The 21,053-nt window shown below is 57.4% G+C and carries 17 protein-coding genes; all 17 read left to right on the top strand.

Annotated elements, in window-relative coordinates:
• Positions 1 to 93 precede the first annotated feature (93 nt).
• The 17 genes from frr (at position 94) to tilS (ending at position 21,051) form a co-directional block, all read left to right on the top strand.
• Positions 94 to 651, top strand: a complete 558-nt coding sequence (frr, locus tag AB1E37_RS20765) for a ribosome recycling factor (protein WP_002889308.1) — start codon at positions 94 to 96, stop codon at positions 649 to 651.
• Positions 652 to 879: 228 nt separating this feature from the next.
• Positions 880 to 2,082, top strand: a complete 1,203-nt coding sequence (ispC, locus tag AB1E37_RS20760; protein WP_004178642.1) for a 1-deoxy-D-xylulose-5-phosphate reductoisomerase — start codon at positions 880 to 882, stop codon at positions 2,080 to 2,082.
• Between the two features lie 237 nt (positions 2,083 to 2,319).
• Positions 2,320 to 3,078: a (2E,6E)-farnesyl-diphosphate-specific ditrans,polycis-undecaprenyl-diphosphate synthase gene (gene ispU, locus AB1E37_RS20755; RefSeq protein ID WP_002889316.1), complete on the top strand. Its 759-nt coding sequence runs from the start codon at positions 2,320 to 2,322 to the stop codon at positions 3,076 to 3,078.
• A 12-nt stretch (positions 3,079 to 3,090) separates the two neighbouring features.
• The gene (gene cdsA / locus AB1E37_RS20750) at positions 3,091 to 3,948 is read left to right on the top strand and encodes a phosphatidate cytidylyltransferase (RefSeq protein ID WP_002889318.1); all 858 of its coding nucleotides are present in this window, start codon (positions 3,091 to 3,093) and stop codon (positions 3,946 to 3,948) included.
• Positions 3,949 to 3,959: 11 nt separating this feature from the next.
• Positions 3,960 to 5,312, top strand: coding sequence for a sigma E protease regulator RseP (rseP, locus tag AB1E37_RS20745; protein ID WP_004177358.1), 1,353 nt, complete (start codon positions 3,960 to 3,962; stop codon positions 5,310 to 5,312).
• Between the two features lie 31 nt (positions 5,313 to 5,343).
• Complete coding sequence (gene bamA / locus AB1E37_RS20740) at positions 5,344 to 7,773, top strand: outer membrane protein assembly factor BamA (protein ID WP_004177357.1); 2,430 nt, start codon at positions 5,344 to 5,346, stop codon at positions 7,771 to 7,773.
• Positions 7,774 to 7,894: 121 nt separating this feature from the next.
• On the top strand, positions 7,895 to 8,380 hold the full coding sequence (gene skp / locus AB1E37_RS20735; RefSeq protein ID WP_002889325.1) for a molecular chaperone Skp: 486 nt from the start codon (positions 7,895 to 7,897) through the stop codon (positions 8,378 to 8,380).
• 3 nt (positions 8,381 to 8,383) lie between these two features.
• Positions 8,384 to 9,409, top strand: a complete 1,026-nt coding sequence (gene lpxD / locus AB1E37_RS20730; protein WP_002889327.1) for a UDP-3-O-(3-hydroxymyristoyl)glucosamine N-acyltransferase — start codon at positions 8,384 to 8,386, stop codon at positions 9,407 to 9,409.
• A 105-nt stretch (positions 9,410 to 9,514) separates the two neighbouring features.
• Positions 9,515 to 9,970 (top strand): 3-hydroxyacyl-ACP dehydratase FabZ, encoded by a 456-nt coding sequence (fabZ, locus tag AB1E37_RS20725; RefSeq protein WP_004145858.1) that lies wholly within the window; start codon positions 9,515 to 9,517, stop codon positions 9,968 to 9,970.
• Between the two features lie 3 nt (positions 9,971 to 9,973).
• Positions 9,974 to 10,762, top strand: a complete 789-nt coding sequence (lpxA, locus tag AB1E37_RS20720; protein ID WP_002889371.1) for an acyl-ACP--UDP-N-acetylglucosamine O-acyltransferase — start codon at positions 9,974 to 9,976, stop codon at positions 10,760 to 10,762.
• Positions 10,762 to 11,913 (top strand): lipid-A-disaccharide synthase, encoded by a 1,152-nt coding sequence (gene lpxB / locus AB1E37_RS20715; RefSeq protein ID WP_002889374.1) that lies wholly within the window; start codon positions 10,762 to 10,764, stop codon positions 11,911 to 11,913. The genes lpxA and lpxB overlap by 1 nt, the downstream gene beginning before the upstream one ends.
• The gene (rnhB, locus tag AB1E37_RS20710; RefSeq protein WP_002889376.1) at positions 11,910 to 12,509 is read left to right on the top strand and encodes a ribonuclease HII; all 600 of its coding nucleotides are present in this window, start codon (positions 11,910 to 11,912) and stop codon (positions 12,507 to 12,509) included. Before lpxB ends, rnhB begins: the two co-directional genes overlap by 4 nt.
• A gap of 17 nt (positions 12,510 to 12,526) precedes the next feature.
• Complete coding sequence (dnaE, locus tag AB1E37_RS20705) at positions 12,527 to 16,009, top strand: DNA polymerase III subunit alpha (RefSeq protein ID WP_004222758.1); 3,483 nt, start codon at positions 12,527 to 12,529, stop codon at positions 16,007 to 16,009.
• Positions 16,010 to 16,021: 12 nt separating this feature from the next.
• Positions 16,022 to 16,981, top strand: coding sequence for an acetyl-CoA carboxylase carboxyl transferase subunit alpha (gene accA / locus AB1E37_RS20700; RefSeq protein WP_004145855.1), 960 nt, complete (start codon positions 16,022 to 16,024; stop codon positions 16,979 to 16,981).
• A 113-nt stretch (positions 16,982 to 17,094) separates the two neighbouring features.
• Positions 17,095 to 19,248, top strand: coding sequence for a lysine decarboxylase LdcC (locus AB1E37_RS20695; protein ID WP_002889384.1), 2,154 nt, complete (start codon positions 17,095 to 17,097; stop codon positions 19,246 to 19,248).
• A gap of 46 nt (positions 19,249 to 19,294) precedes the next feature.
• Positions 19,295 to 19,684: a VOC family protein gene (locus AB1E37_RS20690; RefSeq protein ID WP_002889387.1), complete on the top strand. Its 390-nt coding sequence runs from the start codon at positions 19,295 to 19,297 to the stop codon at positions 19,682 to 19,684.
• Between the two features lie 53 nt (positions 19,685 to 19,737).
• The gene (tilS, locus tag AB1E37_RS20685; RefSeq protein ID WP_004177351.1) at positions 19,738 to 21,051 is read left to right on the top strand and encodes a tRNA lysidine(34) synthetase TilS; all 1,314 of its coding nucleotides are present in this window, start codon (positions 19,738 to 19,740) and stop codon (positions 21,049 to 21,051) included.
• The last annotated feature ends 2 nt before the right edge of the window (positions 21,052 to 21,053 follow it).

The raw sequence follows: 21,053 nt of genomic DNA, 5'->3' as shown, positions 1-21,053 counted from the left end.
CGGTGATTTTCATTAAATCTGACTATACTTAGCTCATTTTCCGACGGGTGCCCCGTCTGGTCTGACTGAGACAAGCTTTCAAGGATTCGTAACGTGATTAGCGATATCAGAAAAGATGCTGAAATCCGCATGGAAAAATGCGTCGAAGCATTCAAAAACCAAATCAGCAAAATTCGCACGGGTCGTGCTTCTCCGAGCCTGCTGGACGGGATTGTTGTTGAATACTACGGTACTCCGACCCCGCTGCGCCAGCTGGCCAGCGTCACCGTCGAAGACTCCCGTACCCTGAAAATCAACGTCTTTGACCGTTCTATGTCCGCGGCCGTTGAAAAAGCGATCATGGCCTCCGACCTCGGTCTGAACCCAAGCTCTGCCGGCAGCGATATTCGTGTTCCGCTGCCGCCGCTGACCGAAGAGCGTCGTAAAGACCTGACCAAGATCGTGCGTGGTGAAGCCGAGCAGGCGCGCGTTGCCGTGCGTAACGTTCGCCGTGATGCCAACGATAAAGTCAAAGCGCTGCTGAAAGAAAAAGAGATCAGCGAAGATGACGATCGCCGTTCTCAGGACGACGTGCAGAAAATGACTGACGCCGCCATCAAAAAAGTTGACGCGGCGCTGGCAGACAAAGAAGCGGAACTGATGCAGTTCTAATGCTCTGCCCTTACTCAGGCCAGACAGGCTCTGGCCTGAGTAAAATCTGAAACGCCGTACAGAAGACTGTACGCTCAATTCTCGGGATTGCGTTGCGACCGCTGGCCTTGTAGCCTTTAGCGCTTAGTTGAAGGCCTAATGCCGCCGCCTTATCCCCGATAGTTGCTGCGTAGGGGCTTGCTGGCGGCGTTTTGCTTTTTATTCTGTTTCCACTCTTCTGGACGTCTCATGAAGCAATTAACCGTTCTCGGTTCGACCGGCTCCATAGGCTGTAGCACGCTGGACGTGGTGCGCCATAACCCTGGTCGCTTTTCCGTCGCCGCGCTGGTCGCGGGGAAAAACGTTGACCGTATGGTTGAACAATGCCTGGAATTTACCCCCCGTTACGCGGTGATGGACGATGCGCAAAGCGCTGAGCGGTTGCGCACCCGTCTGCATGAGCATGGCTGTCGCACCGAGGTGCTAAGCGGCCAGCAGGCGGCGGCCGAGGTCGCGGCGCTGGATGAGGTCGATCAGGTCATGGCGGCAATCGTCGGCGCGGCGGGACTGGTGCCGACGCTGGCGGCGATCCGCGCCGGGAAAACGGTATTGTTAGCGAATAAAGAATCGCTGGTGACCTGCGGTCGCTTATTCATGGAGGCGGTGCAACAGTCGGGGGCGCGATTGCTACCGGTCGATAGCGAGCATAACGCTATTTTTCAGAGTATGCCGGAGACAATTCAGCAGCATCTGGGATACGCTGATCTTGCCCGGAACGGCGTCTCGTCTATCCTGCTGACCGGCTCCGGTGGGCCTTTCCGCGAGACGGCCGTGGCTGAACTGGCGGCGATGACCCCGGATCAGGCCTGCCGTCATCCCAACTGGTCGATGGGGCGCAAGATCTCCGTCGATTCGGCCACGATGATGAACAAAGGCCTGGAATATATTGAAGCGCGCTGGCTGTTTAACGCCTCGGCCCAGCAGATGGAAGTGCTGATCCATCCGCAGTCGGTGATTCACTCGATGGTTCGCTATCAGGATGGCAGCGTGCTGGCCCAGCTTGGGGAGCCGGATATGCGCACGCCGATCGCCCATACCATGGGCTGGCCGCAGCGACTGAATTCCGGCGTTAAACCGCTGGACTTCTGTCAGTTGAGCAATCTGAGCTTCTCCGCGCCGGACTATACGCGATATCCGTGCCTGAAGCTGGCGATGGACGCATTTGACGTCGGCCAGGCCGCGACCACGACGCTGAATGCGGCTAATGAAGAGTCGGTTGCCGCGTTTCTGCATGGCGATATCCGCTTTACCGATATTGCGGCGGTTAACCTGGCGGTGCTGGATAAGATGGACCTGCAGGAGCCGCAAAGCATTGATGATGTTCTGGTTATCGACGCCGAGGCGCGCGCAATCGCTCACCAGCAGCTGCAGCGGTTGGTTGCGCAGGCGTAACGCGGTGATATTTGTGGGCGCAAGGCTTCGGTGATATAGTCTGCGCCACCCGATCGTTGCATTTTGTTGTTAAAGATTACGGTGGCCGTGACAAAACACGGCTTTTTTGCGTAAAGCTTTTGGTTGTTCTCTGCGATTGGCTGCAGCCCCGGCACCGGATAAAAATGCGTATCCAGCGCGGCCCGGTGGCCTCTGTTTGGTGGCTAGTTAATCCTTATTATGGACTTAAAACGCGTGATGTTGTCTGCTAATCAAACTGTCAGCGAAATATCGCCCACCCATGGCTGCCGTCATGTCGCCATTATTATGGATGGCAACGGCCGTTGGGCGAAACGGCAAGGTAAAATTCGCGCTTTCGGGCATAAGGCCGGTGCGAAATCCGTGCGTCGCGCGGTCTCCTTCGCGGCGAATAATGGGATTGAGGCGTTAACGTTATACGCGTTCAGCAGCGAAAACTGGAACCGTCCGGCTCAGGAAGTCAGTGCGCTGATGGAACTGTTCGTCTGGGCGCTGGATAGCGAAGTCAAAAGCCTGCACCGACACAATGTGCGTCTGCGGATTATTGGCGACACCACGCGCTTCAATGCGCGCCTGCAGGAGCGGATCCGCAAAGCGGAAGCGCTAACCGCAAACAATACCGGCTTAACGCTGAATATTGCAGCCAATTACGGCGGTCGCTGGGATATTACCCAGGGCGTTCGTTTGCTGGCGAAACAGGTACAGGACGGGACGCTGCTGCCTGAGCAGATCACGGAAGACATGCTGAGTCAGCAGGTCTGCATGCATGAACTGGCTCCCGTTGATTTAGTTATTAGGACCGGGGGAGAGCACCGAATAAGTAACTTTCTGATTTGGCAAATTGCCTATGCCGAACTTTACTTTACGGATGTTCTTTGGCCCGATTTTGCTGAACAGGACTTTGAAGGTGCACTCCATGCCTTTGTTAATCGAGAGCGTCGTTTCGGCGGCACTGAGCCGGGTGGCAGTCATGCCTGATGGGGGTCACTTTTGCTGAAGTATCGCCTGATATCTGCTTTCGTCTTAATCCCCATCGTCATTGCGGCATTGTTTTTATTGCCGCCGATGGGCTTTGCTATCGTCACCCTGGTGGTCTGTATGCTCGCCGCCTGGGAGTGGGGACAACTGAGCGGTTTTACCTCGACGTCGCAGCGGGTTTGGCTGGCGGTGCTGTGCGGCCTTCTGCTGGCGGCGATGCTTTTTCTGCTGCCTGAATACCACTATGACGTTCATCAACCGATGGTTGAAGGGTCGCTATGGGCCTCTTTTGCCTGGTGGATCGTCGCGTTACTGCTGGTGCTCTCATACCCGGCGTCGGCGGCATTCTGGCGCCACTCTAAGGTGCTGCGCCTCATCTTCGGCATTCTGACCATCGTCCCGTTTTTCTGGGGCATGCTGGCGCTGCGCGCCTGGCACTATGCCGATAACCACTATAGCGGCGCGCTGTGGCTGCTGTACGTCATGATCCTGGTGTGGGGCGCGGACTCTGGCGCCTATATGTTTGGTAAAATGTTTGGCAAGCACAAGCTGGCGCCGAAGGTCTCACCGGGTAAAACCTGGCAGGGCTTTTTTGGCGGTTTGCTGACCGCGGCAGTGATTTCCTGGGCCTACGGCGTGTGGGCCCATCTTGACGTCACGCCGACGGTGCTGCTGGTCTGTTCGGTGGTGGCGGCCCTGGCTTCGGTGCTGGGCGACCTGACGGAAAGTATGTTTAAGCGCGAGGCCGGCATTAAGGATAGCGGGCACTTGATTCCCGGACATGGTGGTATTCTCGATCGTATCGACAGCCTGACGGCGGCGGTACCGGTCTTCGCCTGTCTGCTACTGTTGGTCTTCAGGACGATTTGACGGAAGGTTATATGCTGAGCGTGCTCTGGAATCTGGCGGCTTTTATCATTGCGCTTGGCGTACTGATTACGGTGCATGAGTTTGGCCATTTTTGGGTGGCGCGCCGCTGCGGTATCCGGGTTGAGCGTTTTTCTATCGGCTTCGGCAAAGCGCTGTGGCGGCGGATGGATAAGCAGGGCACAGAGTTCGTCATCGCCCTGATCCCACTGGGCGGCTACGTCAAGATGCTGGATGAGCGTGTTGAAGCGGTGGCGCCGGAGATGCGTCACTACGCCTTCAACAATAAAACCGTCGGTCAGCGTGCGGCGGTGATTGCCGCCGGCCCCATCGCTAACTTCATTTTCGCTATCTTTGCTTACTGGCTGGTCTTTATCATCGGCGTTCCCGGCGTGCGGCCGGTGGTGGGTGAAATAACGCCCAATTCGGTTGCCGCGCAAGCACAAATTGCAAAAGGAACGGAACTTAAAGCGATAGATGGTATCGAAACGCCTGATTGGGATGCGGTGCGTCTGCAGCTGGTGGCCAAAATCGGCAACCCGCAAACAATAGTTACCGTCGCCCCTTTCGGGACCAATCAGCGCCAGGATAAAATCGTCGATCTGCGGCACTGGTCGTTTGAGCCAGACAAGCAAGATCCCGTGACCTCTCTGGGGATCCAGCCGCGCAGCGCGCAGATTGATACGGTGCTGGCTGAGGTTCAGGCGGGATCGGCAGCCCAGAAAGCGGGTTTGCAAGCGGGCGACCGGATCGTTAAAGTCGATGGTCAACCGTTAACGCAGTGGATGACGTTTGTTAATCTGGTGCGCGATAATCCGGGCAAAGCGCTGGCGCTGGAGATTGAACGGCAGGGGAGTGCGCTGCCGTTAACCCTGACGCCGGATGCGAAAACGGTGAAAGGTAAGGCGGAAGGGTTCGCAGGGGTGGTGCCAAAGGTCATCCCGCTGCCTGAAGAATACAAGACAGTACGTCAGTACGGACCGTTTGCCGCCATCGCTGAAGCCACGGATAAAACCTGGCAGCTGATGTCGCTGACGGTCAGGATGCTGGGTAAATTGATAACCGGTGATGTCAAACTGAACAACCTCAGTGGGCCGATCTCTATCGCTCAGGGGGCTGGAATGTCAGCGGAGTTTGGGTTGATTTATTATCTGATGTTCCTGGCGCTGATTAGCGTGAACCTCGGAATCATCAACCTGTTCCCTCTACCCGTACTGGATGGGGGACATCTGCTGTTTTTAGCGATTGAAAAGCTGAAGGGCGGGCCGGTATCCGAGCGAGTTCAAGACTTTAGTTATCGCATTGGCTCAATACTGCTGGTGCTGTTAATGGGGCTTGCACTTTTCAATGATTTCTCTCGGTTATAAGAGAGTTTGTTAGGAAGAACGCATAATAACGATGGCGATGAAAAAGTTGCTCATAGCGTCGCTGCTGTTTAGCAGCGCGACTGTATACGGTGCTGAAGGGTTCGTGGTGAAGGACATTCATTTCGAAGGCTTGCAGCGTGTCGCTGTTGGTGCGGCCCTCCTCAGTATGCCAGTGCGTCCTGGCGATACGGTGACCGACGATGATATCAGTAACACTATTCGCGCGCTGTTTGCCACTGGCAACTTCGAGGACGTCCGCGTCCTGCGCGATGGTGATACCCTGCTGGTGCAGGTGAAAGAGCGTCCGACGATCGCCAGCATCACCTTCTCCGGCAACAAGTCGGTGAAAGATGACATGCTTAAGCAGAACCTTGAAGCCTCTGGCGTTCGGGTGGGCGAGTCGCTTGACCGCACGACCATCGCGGACATCGAGAAGGGGCTCGAAGACTTCTACTACAGCGTCGGTAAATACAGCGCCAGCGTCAAAGCAGTGGTTACCCCGCTGCCGCGTAACCGTGTCGACCTGAAGCTGGTATTCCAGGAAGGCGTCTCTGCAAAAATTCAGCAGATCAACATCGTCGGCAACCATGCGTTTTCGACTGATGAGTTGATCTCCCACTTCCAGCTGCGCGATGAAGTGCCGTGGTGGAACGTGGTCGGCGACCGTAAATACCAGAAGCAGAAGCTGGCGGGCGACCTTGAAACCCTGCGCAGCTACTACCTGGATCGCGGCTATGCCCGTTTCAACATCGATTCTACCCAGGTGAGCCTGACGCCGGATAAGAAAGGGATCTACATCACCGTCAACATCACCGAAGGCGATCAGTACAAGTTTTCCGGGGTGCAGGTGACGGGCAACCTTGCCGGCCATTCCGCGGAAATCGAAGCGCTGACCAAAGTCGAGCCGGGTGAACTGTACAACGGCGCGAAAGTGACCAAGATGGAAAACGACATCAAGAAACTGTTGGGTCGTTATGGTTACGCCTATCCGCGCGTGCAGTCGCAGCCGGAAATCAATGACAGCGATAAGACCGTTAAGCTGCACGTTAACGTCGACGCGGGCAATCGCTATTACGTGCGTAAAATTCGCTTCGAAGGCAACGACACCTCCAAAGACGCGGTTCTGCGCCGTGAAATGCGCCAGATGGAAGGTGCATGGCTGGGCAGCGACCTCGTCGATCAGGGTAAAGACCGTCTCAACCGTTTAGGCTTCTTCGAAACGGTAGATACCGATACCCAGCGCGTGCCGGGCAGCCCGGACCAGGTCGACGTTGTCTACAAGGTGAAAGAACGTAACACCGGTAGCTTCAACTTTGGTATCGGCTACGGCACCGAGAGCGGCGTCAGCTTCCAGGCAGGCGTTCAGCAGGATAACTGGTTAGGTACCGGTTACGCTGTCGGGATCAACGGTACCAAAAACGACTACCAGACCTATACCGAGCTGTCGGTGACCAACCCGTATTTCACCGTAGACGGTGTAAGCCTCGGCGGTCGTGTCTTCTATAATGACTTTGATGCGAACGATGCGGATCTGTCTGACTATACCAACAAAAGCTATGGTACAGACATTACGCTGGGCTTCCCGGTCAACGAATACAACACGCTGCGCGCCGGCGTCGGTTATGTGCATAACTCCCTGTCCAATATGCAGCCGCAGGTGGCAATGTGGCGTTACCTTAACTCGATGGGCCAGTATCCGGACAACACCAACGACCGGAACTCGTTCAGTGCGAATGACTTCACCTTCAACTACGGTTGGACCTATAACAAGCTTGACCGCGGCTTCTTCCCAACGGAAGGTTCGCGCGTCAACCTGAACGGTAAGGTGACCATTCCGGGCTCAGACAACGAGTACTACAAAGCGACGCTGGATACCGCGACCTACGTGCCGATCGACAACGATCATCAGTGGGTAGTACTGGGTCGTACGCGCTTTGGTTATGGCGATGGTATCGGCGGCAAAGAGATGCCGTTCTATGAGAACTTCTATGCCGGTGGTTCCAGCACCGTGCGTGGCTTCCAGTCGAACACCATTGGTCCGAAGGCGGTGTACTTCCCGTCGAGCAGCCGTCATGATGGCGATAGCGGTTATACCAATGACTGTAAGAGCACCGAATCCGCACCGTGTAAATCCGATGATGCGGTTGGCGGTAACGCGATGGCGGTGGCCAGCCTTGAGCTGATTACCCCGACGCCGTTTATTAGTGACAAATATGCGAACTCGGTCCGGACTTCCGTCTTCTGGGATATGGGTACCGTATGGGATACTCACTGGGATTCGAGCGCGTACGCGGGTTATCCGGATTACAGCGATCCGAGCAACATCCGTATGTCTGCGGGTATTGCCGTGCAGTGGATGTCGCCGTTGGGGCCGTTGGTCTTCTCCTACGCCCAACCGTTCAAAAAGTACGATGGAGACAAAGCCGAACAGTTCCAGTTTAACATTGGTAAAACCTGGTAATTGTTGGCGGCAACGGAATGCAAGTGCAGTATAGCGCTGACCGTAGGCGATAACGCGTTTATCGCCTCGCCACGCAAATAACGGTACCCCTGGGTACTCATGGGATGGTAAGGAGTTTATTGTGAAAAAGTGGTTATTAGCTGCAGGTCTGGGTTTGGCAATGGTAACTTCCGCTCAGGCGGCAGATAAAATTGCCCTGGTGAACATGAACAGCCTGTTCCAACAGGTTGCCCAGAAAACTGGCGTTTCCAACACGCTGGAAAACGAGTTCAAAGGCCGCGCTAGCGAACTGCAGCGTATGGAAGGCGACCTGCAGTCCAAAATGCAGCGTCTGCAGTCCATGAAGCCGGGCGCCGATCGTACCAAACTGGAAAAAGACGTGATGGCACAGCGCCAGACCTTCTCCCAGAAAGCGCAGGCGTTTGAACAGGATCGCGCACGTCGTTCCAACGAAGAGCGTGGCAAACTGGTTACCCGTATCCAGACTGCCGTACAGAGCGTAGCGAAAGATCAGAGCATCGATCTGGTGGTTGACGCGAATGCCGTTGCATATAACAGCAGCGATGTAAAAGACATCACCGCTGATGTGCTGAAACAGGTTAAATAAGTAATGCCTTCAATTCGACTGGCTGATCTCGCGCAGCAGTTGGATGCAGAATTACACGGTGATGGCGATATCGTCATCACCGGCGTTGCGTCCATGCAGAGCGCGAAAACGGGCCAAATCACTTTCATGGTCAACCCTAAGTACCGTGAGCACCTGGCCGCTTGCCAGGCTTCTGCCGTTGTGATGACGCAGGATGATTTACCTTTTGCCCATAGCGCCGCGCTGGTAGTGCGTAACCCCTACCTGACCTACGCGCGCATGGCTCAAATTCTTGATACCACGCCGCAGCCGGCTCAGGATATCGCGCCGAGCGCGGTCATCGATCCGTCGGCGAAGCTGGGTAGTAACGTTGCCATCGGCGCCAACGCGGTTATCGAATCCGGCGTAGTGCTGGGCGATAACGTAGTTATCGGCGCAGGCTGCTTCGTTGGGAAAAATACGAAAATAGGCGCCGGCTCGCGTTTGTGGGCTAATGTGACCGTTTACCATGAGATTGAGATCGGCGAGAATTGCCTGATTCAGTCCAGCACGGTGATTGGCGCGGATGGCTTCGGCTACGCTAACGATCGCGGTAACTGGGTAAAGATCCCGCAGCTGGGTCGCGTCATTATTGGCGATCGCGTGGAGATTGGCGCCTGCACCACGATTGACCGTGGTGCGCTGGACGATACCGTGATTGGCAACGGGGTTATCATTGATAACCAGTGCCAGATTGCGCATAACGTGGTGATTGGCGACAATACCGCGGTCGCTGGCGGCGTTATCATGGCGGGCAGCCTGAAAATTGGCCGCTACTGTATGATTGGCGGCGCCAGCGTGATTAACGGCCATATGGAAATCTGCGATAAGGTCACCGTCACGGGGATGGGGATGGTGATGCGTCCTATCAGCGAACCTGGCGTATATTCCTCCGGTATTCCGCTGCAGCCGAACAAGGCGTGGCGTAAAACCGCTGCGCTGGTGATGAATATTGACGAGATGAGCAAGCGCCTGAAAGCGATTGAGCGCAAGGTTAATCAACAAGACTAATTCATCATTTGGTCACATGACATTTCCGGCCTGTTGCATTCGCTAAAAGATTGCCGCAGGCCGTGTTATTATTGCCTTTTAGTACATTTAGACAGGAAGAGTATTTTGACTACTGACACTCATACTCTGCACATTGAAGAGATTCTGGAACTTCTGCCTCACCGTTACCCGTTCCTGCTGGTAGACCGCGTGCTGGATTTTGAAGAAGGTCGTTTTCTGCGCGCAGTAAAAAATGTTTCTGTAAACGAGCCGTTTTTCCAGGGGCACTTCCCTGGTAAGCCGATTTTGCCGGGCGTCCTGATTCTGGAAGCAATGGCGCAAGCCACCGGGATTCTGGCGTTCAAAAGCGTCGGAAAACTGGAACCAGGCGAGCTTTACTACTTCGCGGGTATCGATGAAGCACGCTTCAAACGCCCGGTAGTACCAGGCGATCAGATGATTATGGAAGTCACTTTCGAGAAAACCCGCCGCGGCCTGACCCGTTTCAAAGGCGTTGCGCTGGTTGACGGTAAAGTGGTTTGCGAAGCGACGATGATGTGTGCGCGTAGCCGGGAGGCCTGATACGTGATTGATAAAACCGCTTTTGTTCATCCTACCGCCATTGTAGAAGAAGGCGCCGTGATTGGCGCTAACGTCCACATTGGTCCGTTTTGTATTGTTGGCGCTAACGTCGAAATCGGCGAAGGCACCGTGCTGAAGTCTCACGTTGTCGTTAACGGCCACACCAAAATCGGCCGTGACAATGAGATCTATCAGTTCGCTTCCATCGGCGAAGTTAACCAGGATCTGAAATATGCTGGCGAACCGACCCGGGTGGAAATTGGCGATCGCAACCGCATTCGCGAAAGCGTCACCATTCATCGCGGCACAGTACAGGGCGGTGGATTAACAAAGGTGGGCAACGATAACCTGCTGATGATCAACGCCCACGTGGCGCACGATTGTACGCTTGGCGATCGCTGCATTCTGGCCAATAACGCGACGCTCGCGGGCCATGTTTCGCTGGATGATTATGTCATTATCGGCGGCATGACGGCGGTGCATCAGTTCTGCGTCATTGGCTCACACGTTATGGTTGGCGGCTGCTCCGGCGTGGCGCAGGACGTTCCGCCGTTCGTAATTGCCCAGGGCAACCATGCGACGCCGTTCGGCGTTAACATCGAAGGGCTGAAACGCCGCGGCTTCAGCCGGGAAGCAATCACCGCGATCCGCAACGCGTATAAGCTGCTGTACCGCAGCGGCAAAACGCTGGAAGAAGCCAAGCCGGAAATCGCCGAACTGGCTGCTCAGCATCCTGAGGTTCAGCTGTTTGTCGATTTCTTCGCTCGTTCTACCCGCGGCTTGATTCGTTAATGGCTGAACAGCGTCCCCTGACGATTGCCCTGGTCGCCGGAGAAACCTCCGGCGATATTCTAGGCGCTGGTCTCATCCGCGCGCTTAAAGCACGCATCCCGAATGCGCGCTTTGTCGGCGTGGCGGGGCCGCTAATGCAGGCGGAAGGGTGCGAAGCCTGGTATGAAATGGAAGAGCTGGCGGTGATGGGCATTGTTGAAGTGCTCGGTCGCCTGCGTCGCTTACTCCATATTCGCGCCGATTTGACCCGCCGCTTCGGCGAGCTGCGTCCCGATGTCTTCGTCGGCATCGACGCCCCTGACTTTAATATCACCCTCGAAGGAAATCTGAAAAAGCAGGGCATCAAAACCATTCACTACGTCAGCCCGTCGGTCTGGGCCTGGCGACAAAAACGCGTTTTCAAAATCGGCAGATCCACCGATCTGGTGCTGGCCTTTCTGCCTTTCGAAAAAGCGTTTTATGACAAATTTAACGTCCCCTGCCGCTTTATTGGCCATACCATGGCGGATGCGATGCCGCTGGATCCTGACAAAGGCGCTGCGCGCGACCGGTTAGGGATCCCGCACAGCGTGCGCTGCCTCGCTCTGCTACCCGGCAGCCGCGGCGCGGAAGTCGAAATGCTTAGCGCCGACTTCCTGAAAACCGCGCAGCTTCTGCGCGCCACCTATCCCGATCTGCAGGTGGTGGTGCCGCTGGTTAATGCTAAACGGCGGGAGCAGTTTGAGCGTATTAAAGCTGAGACGGCGCCGGATATGATCGTGCATATGCTGGACGGTCAGGCGCGCGATGCGATGATCGCCAGCGACGCCGCGCTGCTGGCCTCCGGGACGGCAGCGCTGGAGTGTATGCTGGCGAAATGCCCGATGGTGGTTGGCTACCGGATGAAGCCGTTCACCTTCTGGCTGGCGAAGCGGTTGGTAAAAACCGACTATGTCTCGTTACCGAACCTGCTGGCCGGTCGCGAACTGGTTAAAGAGCTGCTGCAGGATGAGTGCGAGCCCCAGGCGCTGGCAGCCGCTCTGCAGCCGCTGCTGGCCGATGGCAAAACCAGCCATGAGATGCATGAGACGTTCCGCGCCCTGCATCAGCAGATCCGCTGCAACGCCGATGAGCAGGCGGCGGACGCCGTACTGGAGTTAGCAAAACAATGATGGAGTTCGTCTATCCGCATACCCATCTGGTTGCCGGCGTCGATGAGGTCGGGCGTGGCCCCCTGGTTGGCGCGGTGGTGACCGCGGCGGTGATCCTCGATCCGGCGAAGCCGATTGTGGGTCTGAATGATTCCAAAAAACTCAGCGAGAAGCGTCGTCTGGCGCTGTTCGATGAGATTAAAGAGAAAGCGCTGTGCTGGAGCCTGGGGCGCGCCGAGCCGCACGAAATCGACGAGCTGAATATTCTGCATGCCACTATGCTGGCGATGCAGCGCGCCGTCGCCGGCCTGAGCATTGTTCCTGAGTTTGTCCTGATCGATGGCAACCGCTGTCCGTCGCTACCGATGCCCTCCCAGGCGGTGGTGAAAGGCGACAGCCGGGTGGCAGAAATCAGCGCAGCGTCTATTCTGGCAAAAGTCACTCGTGACGCCGAAATGGCCACGCTGGACCTCGCATTTCCCCACTACGGATTTGCCCAGCATAAAGGCTATCCCACCGCTGTTCACCTGCAGAAGCTGCAGGAACACGGCGCAACAGAGCATCACCGGCGCAGTTTTGGCCCGGTGAAGCGTGCCCTGGGCCTGGCGTCCAACTAAGTCACCGGGATCTAAAGATGGCTGAACCACGTTTCGTACACCTGCGGGTGCACAGCGACTATTCCATGATCGATGGGCTGGCAAAGACCGGGCCGCTGGTGAAGAAGGCGGCCTCGCTTGGCATGCCAGCGCTGGCGATCACCGATTTCACCAACCTCTGCGGACTGGTGAAGTTCTACGGGACGGGACACGGCGCGGGGATTAAGCCGATCGTCGGCGCCGACTTTCACGTGCAGTGCGACCTGCTCGGCGACGAATTTACCGAGCTGACCGTGCTGGCGGCGAACAATACCGGCTACCAGAACCTGACCCTGTTGATTTCCCGCGCCTATCAGCGCGGCTACGGCGCCCTGGGGCCGTGGATCGATCGCGACTGGCTGGTGGAACATCAGGAAGGGCTGATTCTGCTCTCCGGCGGCCGGAAAGGTGACGTCGGCGTCAGCCTGATCCGCGGCAATATGCCGCTGGTTGAACAGTGCGTCGCCTTCTACGAAGAGCATTTCCCGGACCGCTATTTTCTGGAGCTGATCCGTACCGGTCGACAGGATGAAGAGGCCTATCTCCACGCCGCCGTGGCGCTGGCGGAAGCGCGCGGTCTGCCGGTGGTGGCGACCAACGATGTCCGCTTCCTTGAAACCGGCGACTTCGACGCCCACGAAATCCGCGTCGCCATTCACGACGGCTTCACGCTCGACGATCCGAAACGGCCGCGTAACTACTCCCCGCAGCAATATATGCGCAGTGAGGAGGAGATGTGCGAGCTGTTCGCCGACATCCCGGAAGCGCTGGCAAACAGCGTAGAAATCGCCAAGCGCTGCAACGTCACCGTGCGGCTTGGCGAATATTTCCTGCCGCAGTTCCCGACCGGCGATATGACCACGGAAGATTTCCTGGTCATGAAATCGAAAGAGGGTCTGGAAGAGCGGCTGGAATTCCTCTTCCCGGATCCTGCCGTCCGTGCTGAAAAGCGCCCGGAGTATGACCAGCGTCTGGATATTGAACTCCAGGTTATCAACCAGATGGGGTTCCCGGGCTACTTCCTGATTGTGATGGAGTTTATCCAGTGGTCGAAGGATAACGGCGTGCCGGTTGGCCCGGGACGCGGTTCCGGCGCCGGTTCGCTGGTGGCCTACGCGCTGAAGATCACCGATCTTGACCCGCTGGAGTTCGACCTGCTGTTCGAACGTTTCCTTAACCCGGAACGTGTCTCGATGCCCGACTTCGACGTCGACTTCTGCATGGAGAAACGCGACCAGGTTATCGAGCACGTGGCGGATATGTACGGCCGCGACGCGGTATCGCAGATCATCACCTTCGGTACCATGGCGGCGAAAGCGGTCATCCGCGATGTCGGTCGCGTGCTGGGTCACCCGTACGGATTTGTCGATCGTATCTCCAAGCTGGTGCCGCCCGATCCGGGCATGACGCTGGCGAAAGCCTTCGAGGCCGAGCCGCAGCTGCCGGAGATCTACGAGGCGGACGAAGAAGTGAAAGCGCTGATCGACATGGCGCGTAAGCTGGAAGGGGTGACGCGAAACGCCGGTAAACATGCCGGTGGGGTAGTTATCGCTCCAACCAAAATCACCGATTTCGCGCCACTGTATTGCGATGAGCAGGGGCTGCATCCGGTTACCCAGTTTGATAAGAACGACGTGGAATACGCCGGGCTGGTGAAATTCGACTTCCTCGGTCTGCGTACGCTCACTATCATTAACTGGGCGCTGGAGATGATCAACAAGCGCCGTGAGAAGAACGGCGAAGGGCCGCTGGATATCGCCGCCATCCCGCTGGATGACAAGAAAAGCTTCGACATGCTGCAGCGCTCGGAAACCACCGCGGTCTTCCAGCTTGAATCGCGCGGCATGAAAGATCTGATTAAACGCCTGCAGCCGGACTGCTTCGAAGATATGATCGCGCTGGTGGCTCTGTTCCGCCCGGGCCCGCTGCAGTCGGGGATGGTAGATAACTTTATCGACCGTAAGCATGGCCGCGAGGAGATCTCTTATCCGGACGTGCAGTGGCAGCATGAAAGCCTGAAACCGGTGCTGGAGCCAACCTACGGCATCATCCTGTATCAGGAACAGGTCATGCAGATTGCCCAGGTGCTGTCCGGATACACCCTCGGCGGCGCGGACATGCTGCGTCGTGCGATGGGTAAGAAAAAGCCGGAGGAGATGGCCAAGCAGCGTTCTATCTTTGAGGATGGGGCGAAGAAAAACGGCATTGACGGCGAACTGGCGATGAAAATCTTCGACCTGGTGGAGAAATTCGCCGGTTACGGATTTAACAAATCGCACTCCGCCGCCTACGCGTTGGTCTCCTACCAGACGCTGTGGCTTAAGGCGCACTACCCGGCCGAGTTTATGGCGGCGGTGATGACCGCCGATATGGACAACACCGAGAAAGTGGTTGGCCTGGTGGATGAGTGCTGGCGAATGGGGCTAAAAATCCTGCCCCCGGATATTAACTCCGGCCTGTACCATTTCCACGTCAACGACGATGGCGAGATCGTCTACGGCATTGGCGCCATCAAGGGCGTCGGCGAAGGACCGATCGAAGCGATTATTGAGGCGCGCAACAATGGCGGCTATTTCCGCGAGCTGTTCGATCTCTGCGCGCGAACCGATATTAAAAAGCTCAACCGTCGGGTGCTGGAAAAGCTGATTATGTCCGGGGCGTTCGATCGTCTCGGCCCACATCGCGCGGCGCTGATGAATTCGCTGGGCGATGCGTTGAAAGCCGCTGACCAGCACGCGAAAGCCGAGGCCATCGGCCAGGCTGATATGTTCGGCGTGCTGGCGGAAGAGCCCGAGCAAATTGAGCAATCCTACGCCAGCTGCCAGCCATGGCCTGAGCAGGTGGTGCTGGATGGTGAAAGGGAGACCCTGGGGCTATACCTCACCGGACACCCGATTAACCAGTATCTGAAGGAGATTGAGCGCTACGTCGGCGGCGTGAGGCTCAAAGACATGCATCCGACCGAACGTGGGAAAGTCACCACGGCGGCGGGGCTGGTGATTGCGGCGCGGGTAATGGTCACCAAGCGCGGCAATCGTATCGGCATCTGTACCCTGGATGACCGTTCCGGGCGGCTGGAAGTGATGTTATTCACCGACGCGCTGGATAAATATCAGCAGTTGCTGGAAAAAGACCGCATACTTATCGTCAGCGGACAGGTCAGCTTTGATGACTTTAGCGGGGGGCTTAAAATGACCGCCCGTGAAGTCATGGACATTGACGAAGCCCGGGAAAAATATGCTCGCGGGCTTGCTATCTCGCTGACGGACAGGCAAATTGATGACCAGCTTTTAAACCGACTCCGTCAGTCTCTGGAACCCCACCGTTCGGGAACCATTCCAGTGCACCTCTATTATCAGAGGGCGGATGCACGCGCGCGGTTGCGTTTCGGCGCAACATGGCGCGTCTCTCCGAGCGATCGTTTACTTAACGATCTGCGGGGCCTTATCGGCTCGGAGCAGGTGGAACTGGAGTTTGACTAATACAGGAATACTATGAGTCTGAATTTCCTAGATTTTGAACAGCCGATTGCAGAGCTGGAAGCGAAAATCGATTCCCTGACTGCGGTAAGCCGTCAGGATGAGAAACTGGATATTAACATCGACGAAGAAGTGCATCGTCTGCGTGAGAAAAGCGTAGAGCTGACGCGCAAAATCTTCGCCGATCTCGGTGCATGGCAGGTTGCGCAACTGGCGCGCCACCCGCGCCGTCCTTACACCCTGGATTATGTCCGCCTGGCGTTCGACGAATTTGACGAACTGGCCGGTGACCGTGCCTTCGCTGACGATAAAGCGATTGTCGGCGGTATCGCGCGTCTTGACGGTCGTCCGGTGATGATCATCGGCCACCAGAAAGGTCGTGAAACCAAAGAGAAAATTCGCCGCAACTTTGGGATGCCGGCGCCGGAAGGCTACCGCAAAGCGCTACGCCTGATGGAGATGGCTGAGCGGTTTAAAATGCCGATCATCACCTTTATCGACACCCCGGGCGCCTACCCGGGCGTCGGCGCGGAAGAGCGTGGCCAGTCGGAAGCGATCGCCCGCAACCTGCGTGAGATGTCGCGTCTGAGCGTGCCGGTTATCTGCACCGTAATCGGTGAAGGCGGCTCCGGCGGCGCGCTGGCGATCGGCGTGGGCGACAAGGTCAACATGCTCCAGTACAGCACCTATTCGGTCATTTCGCCGGAAGGCTGCGCCTCCATTCTGTGGAAGAGCGCGGATAAAGCGCCGCTGGCTGCGGAAGCGATGGGCATTATCGCCCCGCGTCTGAAAGAGCTGAAGCTGATCGATTCTATCGTTCCGGAACCGCTGGGCGGCGCTCACCGCAACCCGGAAGCGATGGCGGCAAGCCTGAAGGCGCAGCTGCTGGCAGACCTGGCAGACCTCGATCTGCTCAGCGAAGAAGAGCTGCTGAACCGCCGTTATCAGCGTCTGATGAGCTACGGTTACGCTTAACTTTTTCGTCAGGACTTAACACTAAGGGCCGGATTTTCCGGCCCTTTTTTTATGTGCGATGCGCTCGGGGGATTGCTATGATGCTTGACTTAGGTGAATACCAGGAGGAAAGCGTGAATATCATCGCCATCATGGGGCCTCACGGCGTCTACCACAAAGACGAGCCGATCAAAGAACTGGAAGCGGCGCTGCAGCGCCAGGGCTTCCAGACCATCTGGCCGCAAAACAGCGCCGACCTGCTGCAGTTTATCGAGCACAACCCGCGCATCTGCGGGGTGATCTTCGACTGGGATGAATACAGCGTCGATCTGTGCAGCGATATCAATCAGCTCAATGAATACCTTCCTCTGTACGCCTTTATTAACGCCCACTCGACGATGGATGTCAGCAGTCAGGATTTGCGCATGACGCTGTGGTTCTTCGAATATGCGCTGGGACTCTCCGAAGAGATCGCCACCCGCATTGGGCAGTACACCCGCGAGTACCTGGAGAATATCACTCCGCCGTTTACCCGCGCGCTGTTCAACTATGTCCAGGAGGGAAAATATACCTTCTGTACGCCGGGTCATATGGGCGGCAGCGCCTATCAGAAAAGCCCGGTGGGCTGCCTGTTCTATGATTTTTTTGGCGGGAATACGCTGAAGGCGGATGTCTCGATTTCGGTAACCGAGCTGGGCTCCCTGCTGGATCATACCGGCCCGCACCTGGAGGCGGAGGAGTATATCGCGCGCGCCTTTGGCGCCGAGCAAAGCTATATGGTGACCAACGGCACCTCGACGTCCAATAAAATTGTCGGCATGTACTCGGCGCCCGCCGGCAGCACCCTGCTGATTGACCGTAACTGTCACAAATCGCTGGCCCACCTGCTGATGATGAGCGATGTGGTTCCCCTGTGGCTGAAGCCGACCCGCAACGCGCTGGGGATCCTCGGCGGTATCCCCCGGCGCGAATTTACCCGCGACAGCATTCAGCAGAAAGTGCGCGACACGGGCGGGGCGCAGTGGCCCGTGCATGCGGTGATCACCAACTCCACCTACGATGGTCTGCTCTATAACACCACCTGGCTTAAGGAGACGCTCGATGTCCCGTCGATCCATTTCGATTCCGCCTGGGTGCCCTATACCCATTTCCATCCGATATATCAGGGGAAAAGCGGTATGAGCGGGGAGCGGATCCCCGGGAAAGTCATCTTCGAGACGCAGTCGACGCATAAGATGCTGGCCGCGCTGTCGCAGGCCTCGCTGATCCACATTAAAGGCAACTATGATGAAGAGACCTTTAACGAAGCCTTTATGATGCATACCTCTACGTCGCCGAGCTACCCCATCGTCGCGTCGATTGAGACCGCGGCGGCGATGCTGCGCGGCAACTCCGGTAAACGTCTGATCCAGCGCTCCATTGAGCGGGCGCTGGACTTCCGCAAAGAGGTGCAGCGACTGCGCGAGGAGTCGGACGGCTGGTTCTTTGATATCTGGCAGCCGGAAGCCGTGGATAAAGCCGAGTGCTGGCCGGTAGCGCCGGGTGAGGACTGGCACGGTTTCAAAGATGCCGATGCGGATCATATGTATCTCGATCCGGTGAAGGTCACCATTCTGACGCCGGGCATGGACGAGCAGGGGAATATGGATGAAGAGGGGATCCCGGCGGCGCTGGTGGCGAAGTTCCTCGACGAGCGGGGCGTGGTGGTAGAGAAAACAGGCCCCTACAATCTGCTGTTCCTGTTCAGTATCGGCATCGATAAAACCCGGGCGATGGGGCTGCTGCGCGGCCTGACCGAGTTTAAACGCGCCTACGATCTCAATCTGCGGGTGAAAAATATGCTGCCGGATCTGTACGCCGAAGATCCCGACTTCTACCGCAACATGCGGATCCAGGATCTGGCGCAGGGGATCCACCGCTTGATCCGTCAGCATCAGCTGCCGCAGCTGATGCTCAGCGCCTTTGACGTCCTGCCGGAAATGAAAATGACGCCGCATCACGCCTGGCAGCGCCAGATCAAGGGGGAGGTGGAAACTATTGAACTGGAGAACCTGGTGGGGCGGATTTCGGCCAACATGATCCTCCCTTATCCGCCGGGGGTTCCGCTGCTGATGCCGGGAGAGATGATCACCGAGGAAAGCCGGGCGGTGCTCGATTTTCTGCTGATGCTTTGCTCTATCGGCCGTCATTACCCGGGCTTTGAGACCGATATTCACGGCGCCAAGCGCGATGAGGACGGTGTGTATCGGGTACGAGTCTTAAAAAATGACGAAAGGCTTGCGCGTTAACGGCGCGCACGAGTAACGTGGCTGGCTTAACAGAAGGAGTTTAACCATGCTGGGTTTGAAACGGGTTCACCATATTGCCATCATTGCGACCGACTACGCCCGCAGTAAAGCGTTCTATTGCGATATTCTGGGGTTTACGCTGCAAAGTGAGTTTTATCGCGCCGAGCGCGATTCCTGGAAAGGCGATCTGGCGCTCAACGGCGAGTATGTAATTGAGTTGTTCTCGTTCCCGTTTCCGCCAGCCCGCCCCAGTCGTCCGGAAGCCTGCGGGCTGCGTCATCTGGCCTTTAGCGTGGATGACATCGACGCCGCGGTAGCCCATCTCACCGCGCATGGCGTGGAGTGCGAAGCGATTCGTGTCGATCCCTTTACCGGTAAACGCTTTACCTTCTTTAGCGATCCGGACGACCTGCCGCTGGAAATATATCAGCAGTAAATCTTGCCAGCGCGACCCTGGCCCGGTAACGTGCCGGGCCATCACTTCTCGGTATGTTCGTGGATATGACGGCTGATATTGCGCATACGCTTCATCCCCATCGCCAGCTGCTGGTGGCCTTCAGCGGCGGTCTGGACTCGACGGTTCTTCTGCATCAGCTGGTGCTGCTACGGGAACAGGATCCCTCGCTGACGCTGCGGGCGGTGCATGTTCACCACGGCCTTAGCGCCCACGCAGACGACTGGGTGGCGCATTGTCGGCAGATTTGCCAGCAGTGGCAGGTGCCGCTGGTGGTGCATCGCGTGACGTTAGCCCGGGGAGGGCTGGGCGTCGAGGCCCACGCTCGTGCGGCGCGCTATCAGGCCTTTCAGGATACGCTCAATGCCGGCGAGGTGTTAGTGACCGCCCAGCACCAGGACGATCAGTGCGAAACCCTGCTGCTGGCGTTAAAACGCGGCAGCGGTCCTACCGGCCTGTCGGCGATGGCGCCATCCTCTGCCTTTGCCGGCAGTCGACTACTGCGTCCTCTCCTCAATGAAACCCGCGAATCACTACGCCAGTGGGCGCTCGCCCATCAGCTGTCGTGGATCGAAGATGAGAGTAATCAGGATGATACCTATGACCGCAATTTCCTGCGCCTGCGGGTGATCCCGGTGCTGCGCGAGCGTTGGCCGCACTTTAGCGAGGCCGTCGCCCGCAGCGCCAGCCTGTGCGCCGAGCAGGAACAACTGCTGGACGAGATGTTGGCGGCGGAGCTGGCGTCGCTGGTGGCCGAAGATGGCTCGCTGGCTATCGCGCCGCTGGCGACGATGAGTCCGCCGCGCCGAGCGGCGCTGCTGCGTCGCTGGCTCGCCGGGCAGCAGGCGCCGATGCCCGCCCGCGAGGTGCCTGAGCGCCTCTGGCACGAGGTGGCGCTGGCGCGGGAAGATGCCAGCCCCTGTCTGCGGCTGGGGGAATTTACCGTCCGCCGTTTTCAACAGCGTTTGTACTGGGTGAAGTATCTTCCCGGTCAGACGGACAGCGTTCAGCGCTGGCCCGACTGGCGCCAGCCGCTGCGGCTGGCGGACGGTCTCGGCGAGCTGACGCTGCAGCCCGGCGGCAGGCTGCGCCCACCGTCGGCGGATGAGCCGGTCACCGTCCGCTTTCGCGCCAGCGGCCACCTGCATATTGTCGGGCGCCATGGCGGACGCAAGCTTAAGAAGCTCTGGCAGGAGCTGGGCGTTGCTCCGTGGCGACGAGACACCACGCCGCTGCTGTTTTACGGCGAAACGCCGATTGCCGCAGCGGACGATCTGTTTGTGACCACAGAAGGTGAAGTGAAGGACGGGGAAGGGGTCAGGCTGATGTGGAGGAAAACGGGCGATTAAGC

The sequence above is a fragment of the Klebsiella sp. Shm-1 genome, assembly GCF_040804525.1.
GTDB classification, from domain to species: Bacteria; Pseudomonadota; Gammaproteobacteria; order Enterobacterales; family Enterobacteriaceae; genus Klebsiella; species Klebsiella pneumoniae.
The sequence above is the reverse complement of the archived record's forward strand: the minus strand, read 5'-3'. Positions and strand labels throughout refer to the sequence as shown.

What these genes read in the sequence shown, in the direction of transcription:
- ispC (WP_004178642.1), top strand. Translation starts at nt 880, where the DNA reads ATGAAGCAATTAACCGTTCTCGGTTCGACCGGCTCCATAGGCTGTAGC.
- ispU (WP_002889316.1), top strand. Translation starts at nt 2,320, where the DNA reads ATGTTGTCTGCTAATCAAACTGTCAGCGAAATATCGCCCACCCATGGC.
- rseP (WP_004177358.1), top strand. Translation starts at nt 3,960, where the DNA reads ATGCTGAGCGTGCTCTGGAATCTGGCGGCTTTTATCATTGCGCTTGGC.
- bamA (WP_004177357.1), top strand. Translation starts at nt 5,344, where the DNA reads ATGGCGATGAAAAAGTTGCTCATAGCGTCGCTGCTGTTTAGCAGCGCG.
- lpxD (WP_002889327.1), top strand. Translation starts at nt 8,384, where the DNA reads ATGCCTTCAATTCGACTGGCTGATCTCGCGCAGCAGTTGGATGCAGAA.
- lpxB (WP_002889374.1), top strand. Translation starts at nt 10,762, where the DNA reads ATGGCTGAACAGCGTCCCCTGACGATTGCCCTGGTCGCCGGAGAAACC.
- rnhB (WP_002889376.1), top strand. Translation starts at nt 11,910, where the DNA reads ATGATGGAGTTCGTCTATCCGCATACCCATCTGGTTGCCGGCGTCGAT.
- dnaE (WP_004222758.1), top strand. Translation starts at nt 12,527, where the DNA reads ATGGCTGAACCACGTTTCGTACACCTGCGGGTGCACAGCGACTATTCC.
- accA (WP_004145855.1), top strand. Translation starts at nt 16,022, where the DNA reads ATGAGTCTGAATTTCCTAGATTTTGAACAGCCGATTGCAGAGCTGGAA.
- AB1E37_RS20690 (WP_002889387.1), top strand. Translation starts at nt 19,295, where the DNA reads ATGCTGGGTTTGAAACGGGTTCACCATATTGCCATCATTGCGACCGAC.
- tilS (WP_004177351.1), top strand. Translation starts at nt 19,738, where the DNA reads ATGTTCGTGGATATGACGGCTGATATTGCGCATACGCTTCATCCCCAT.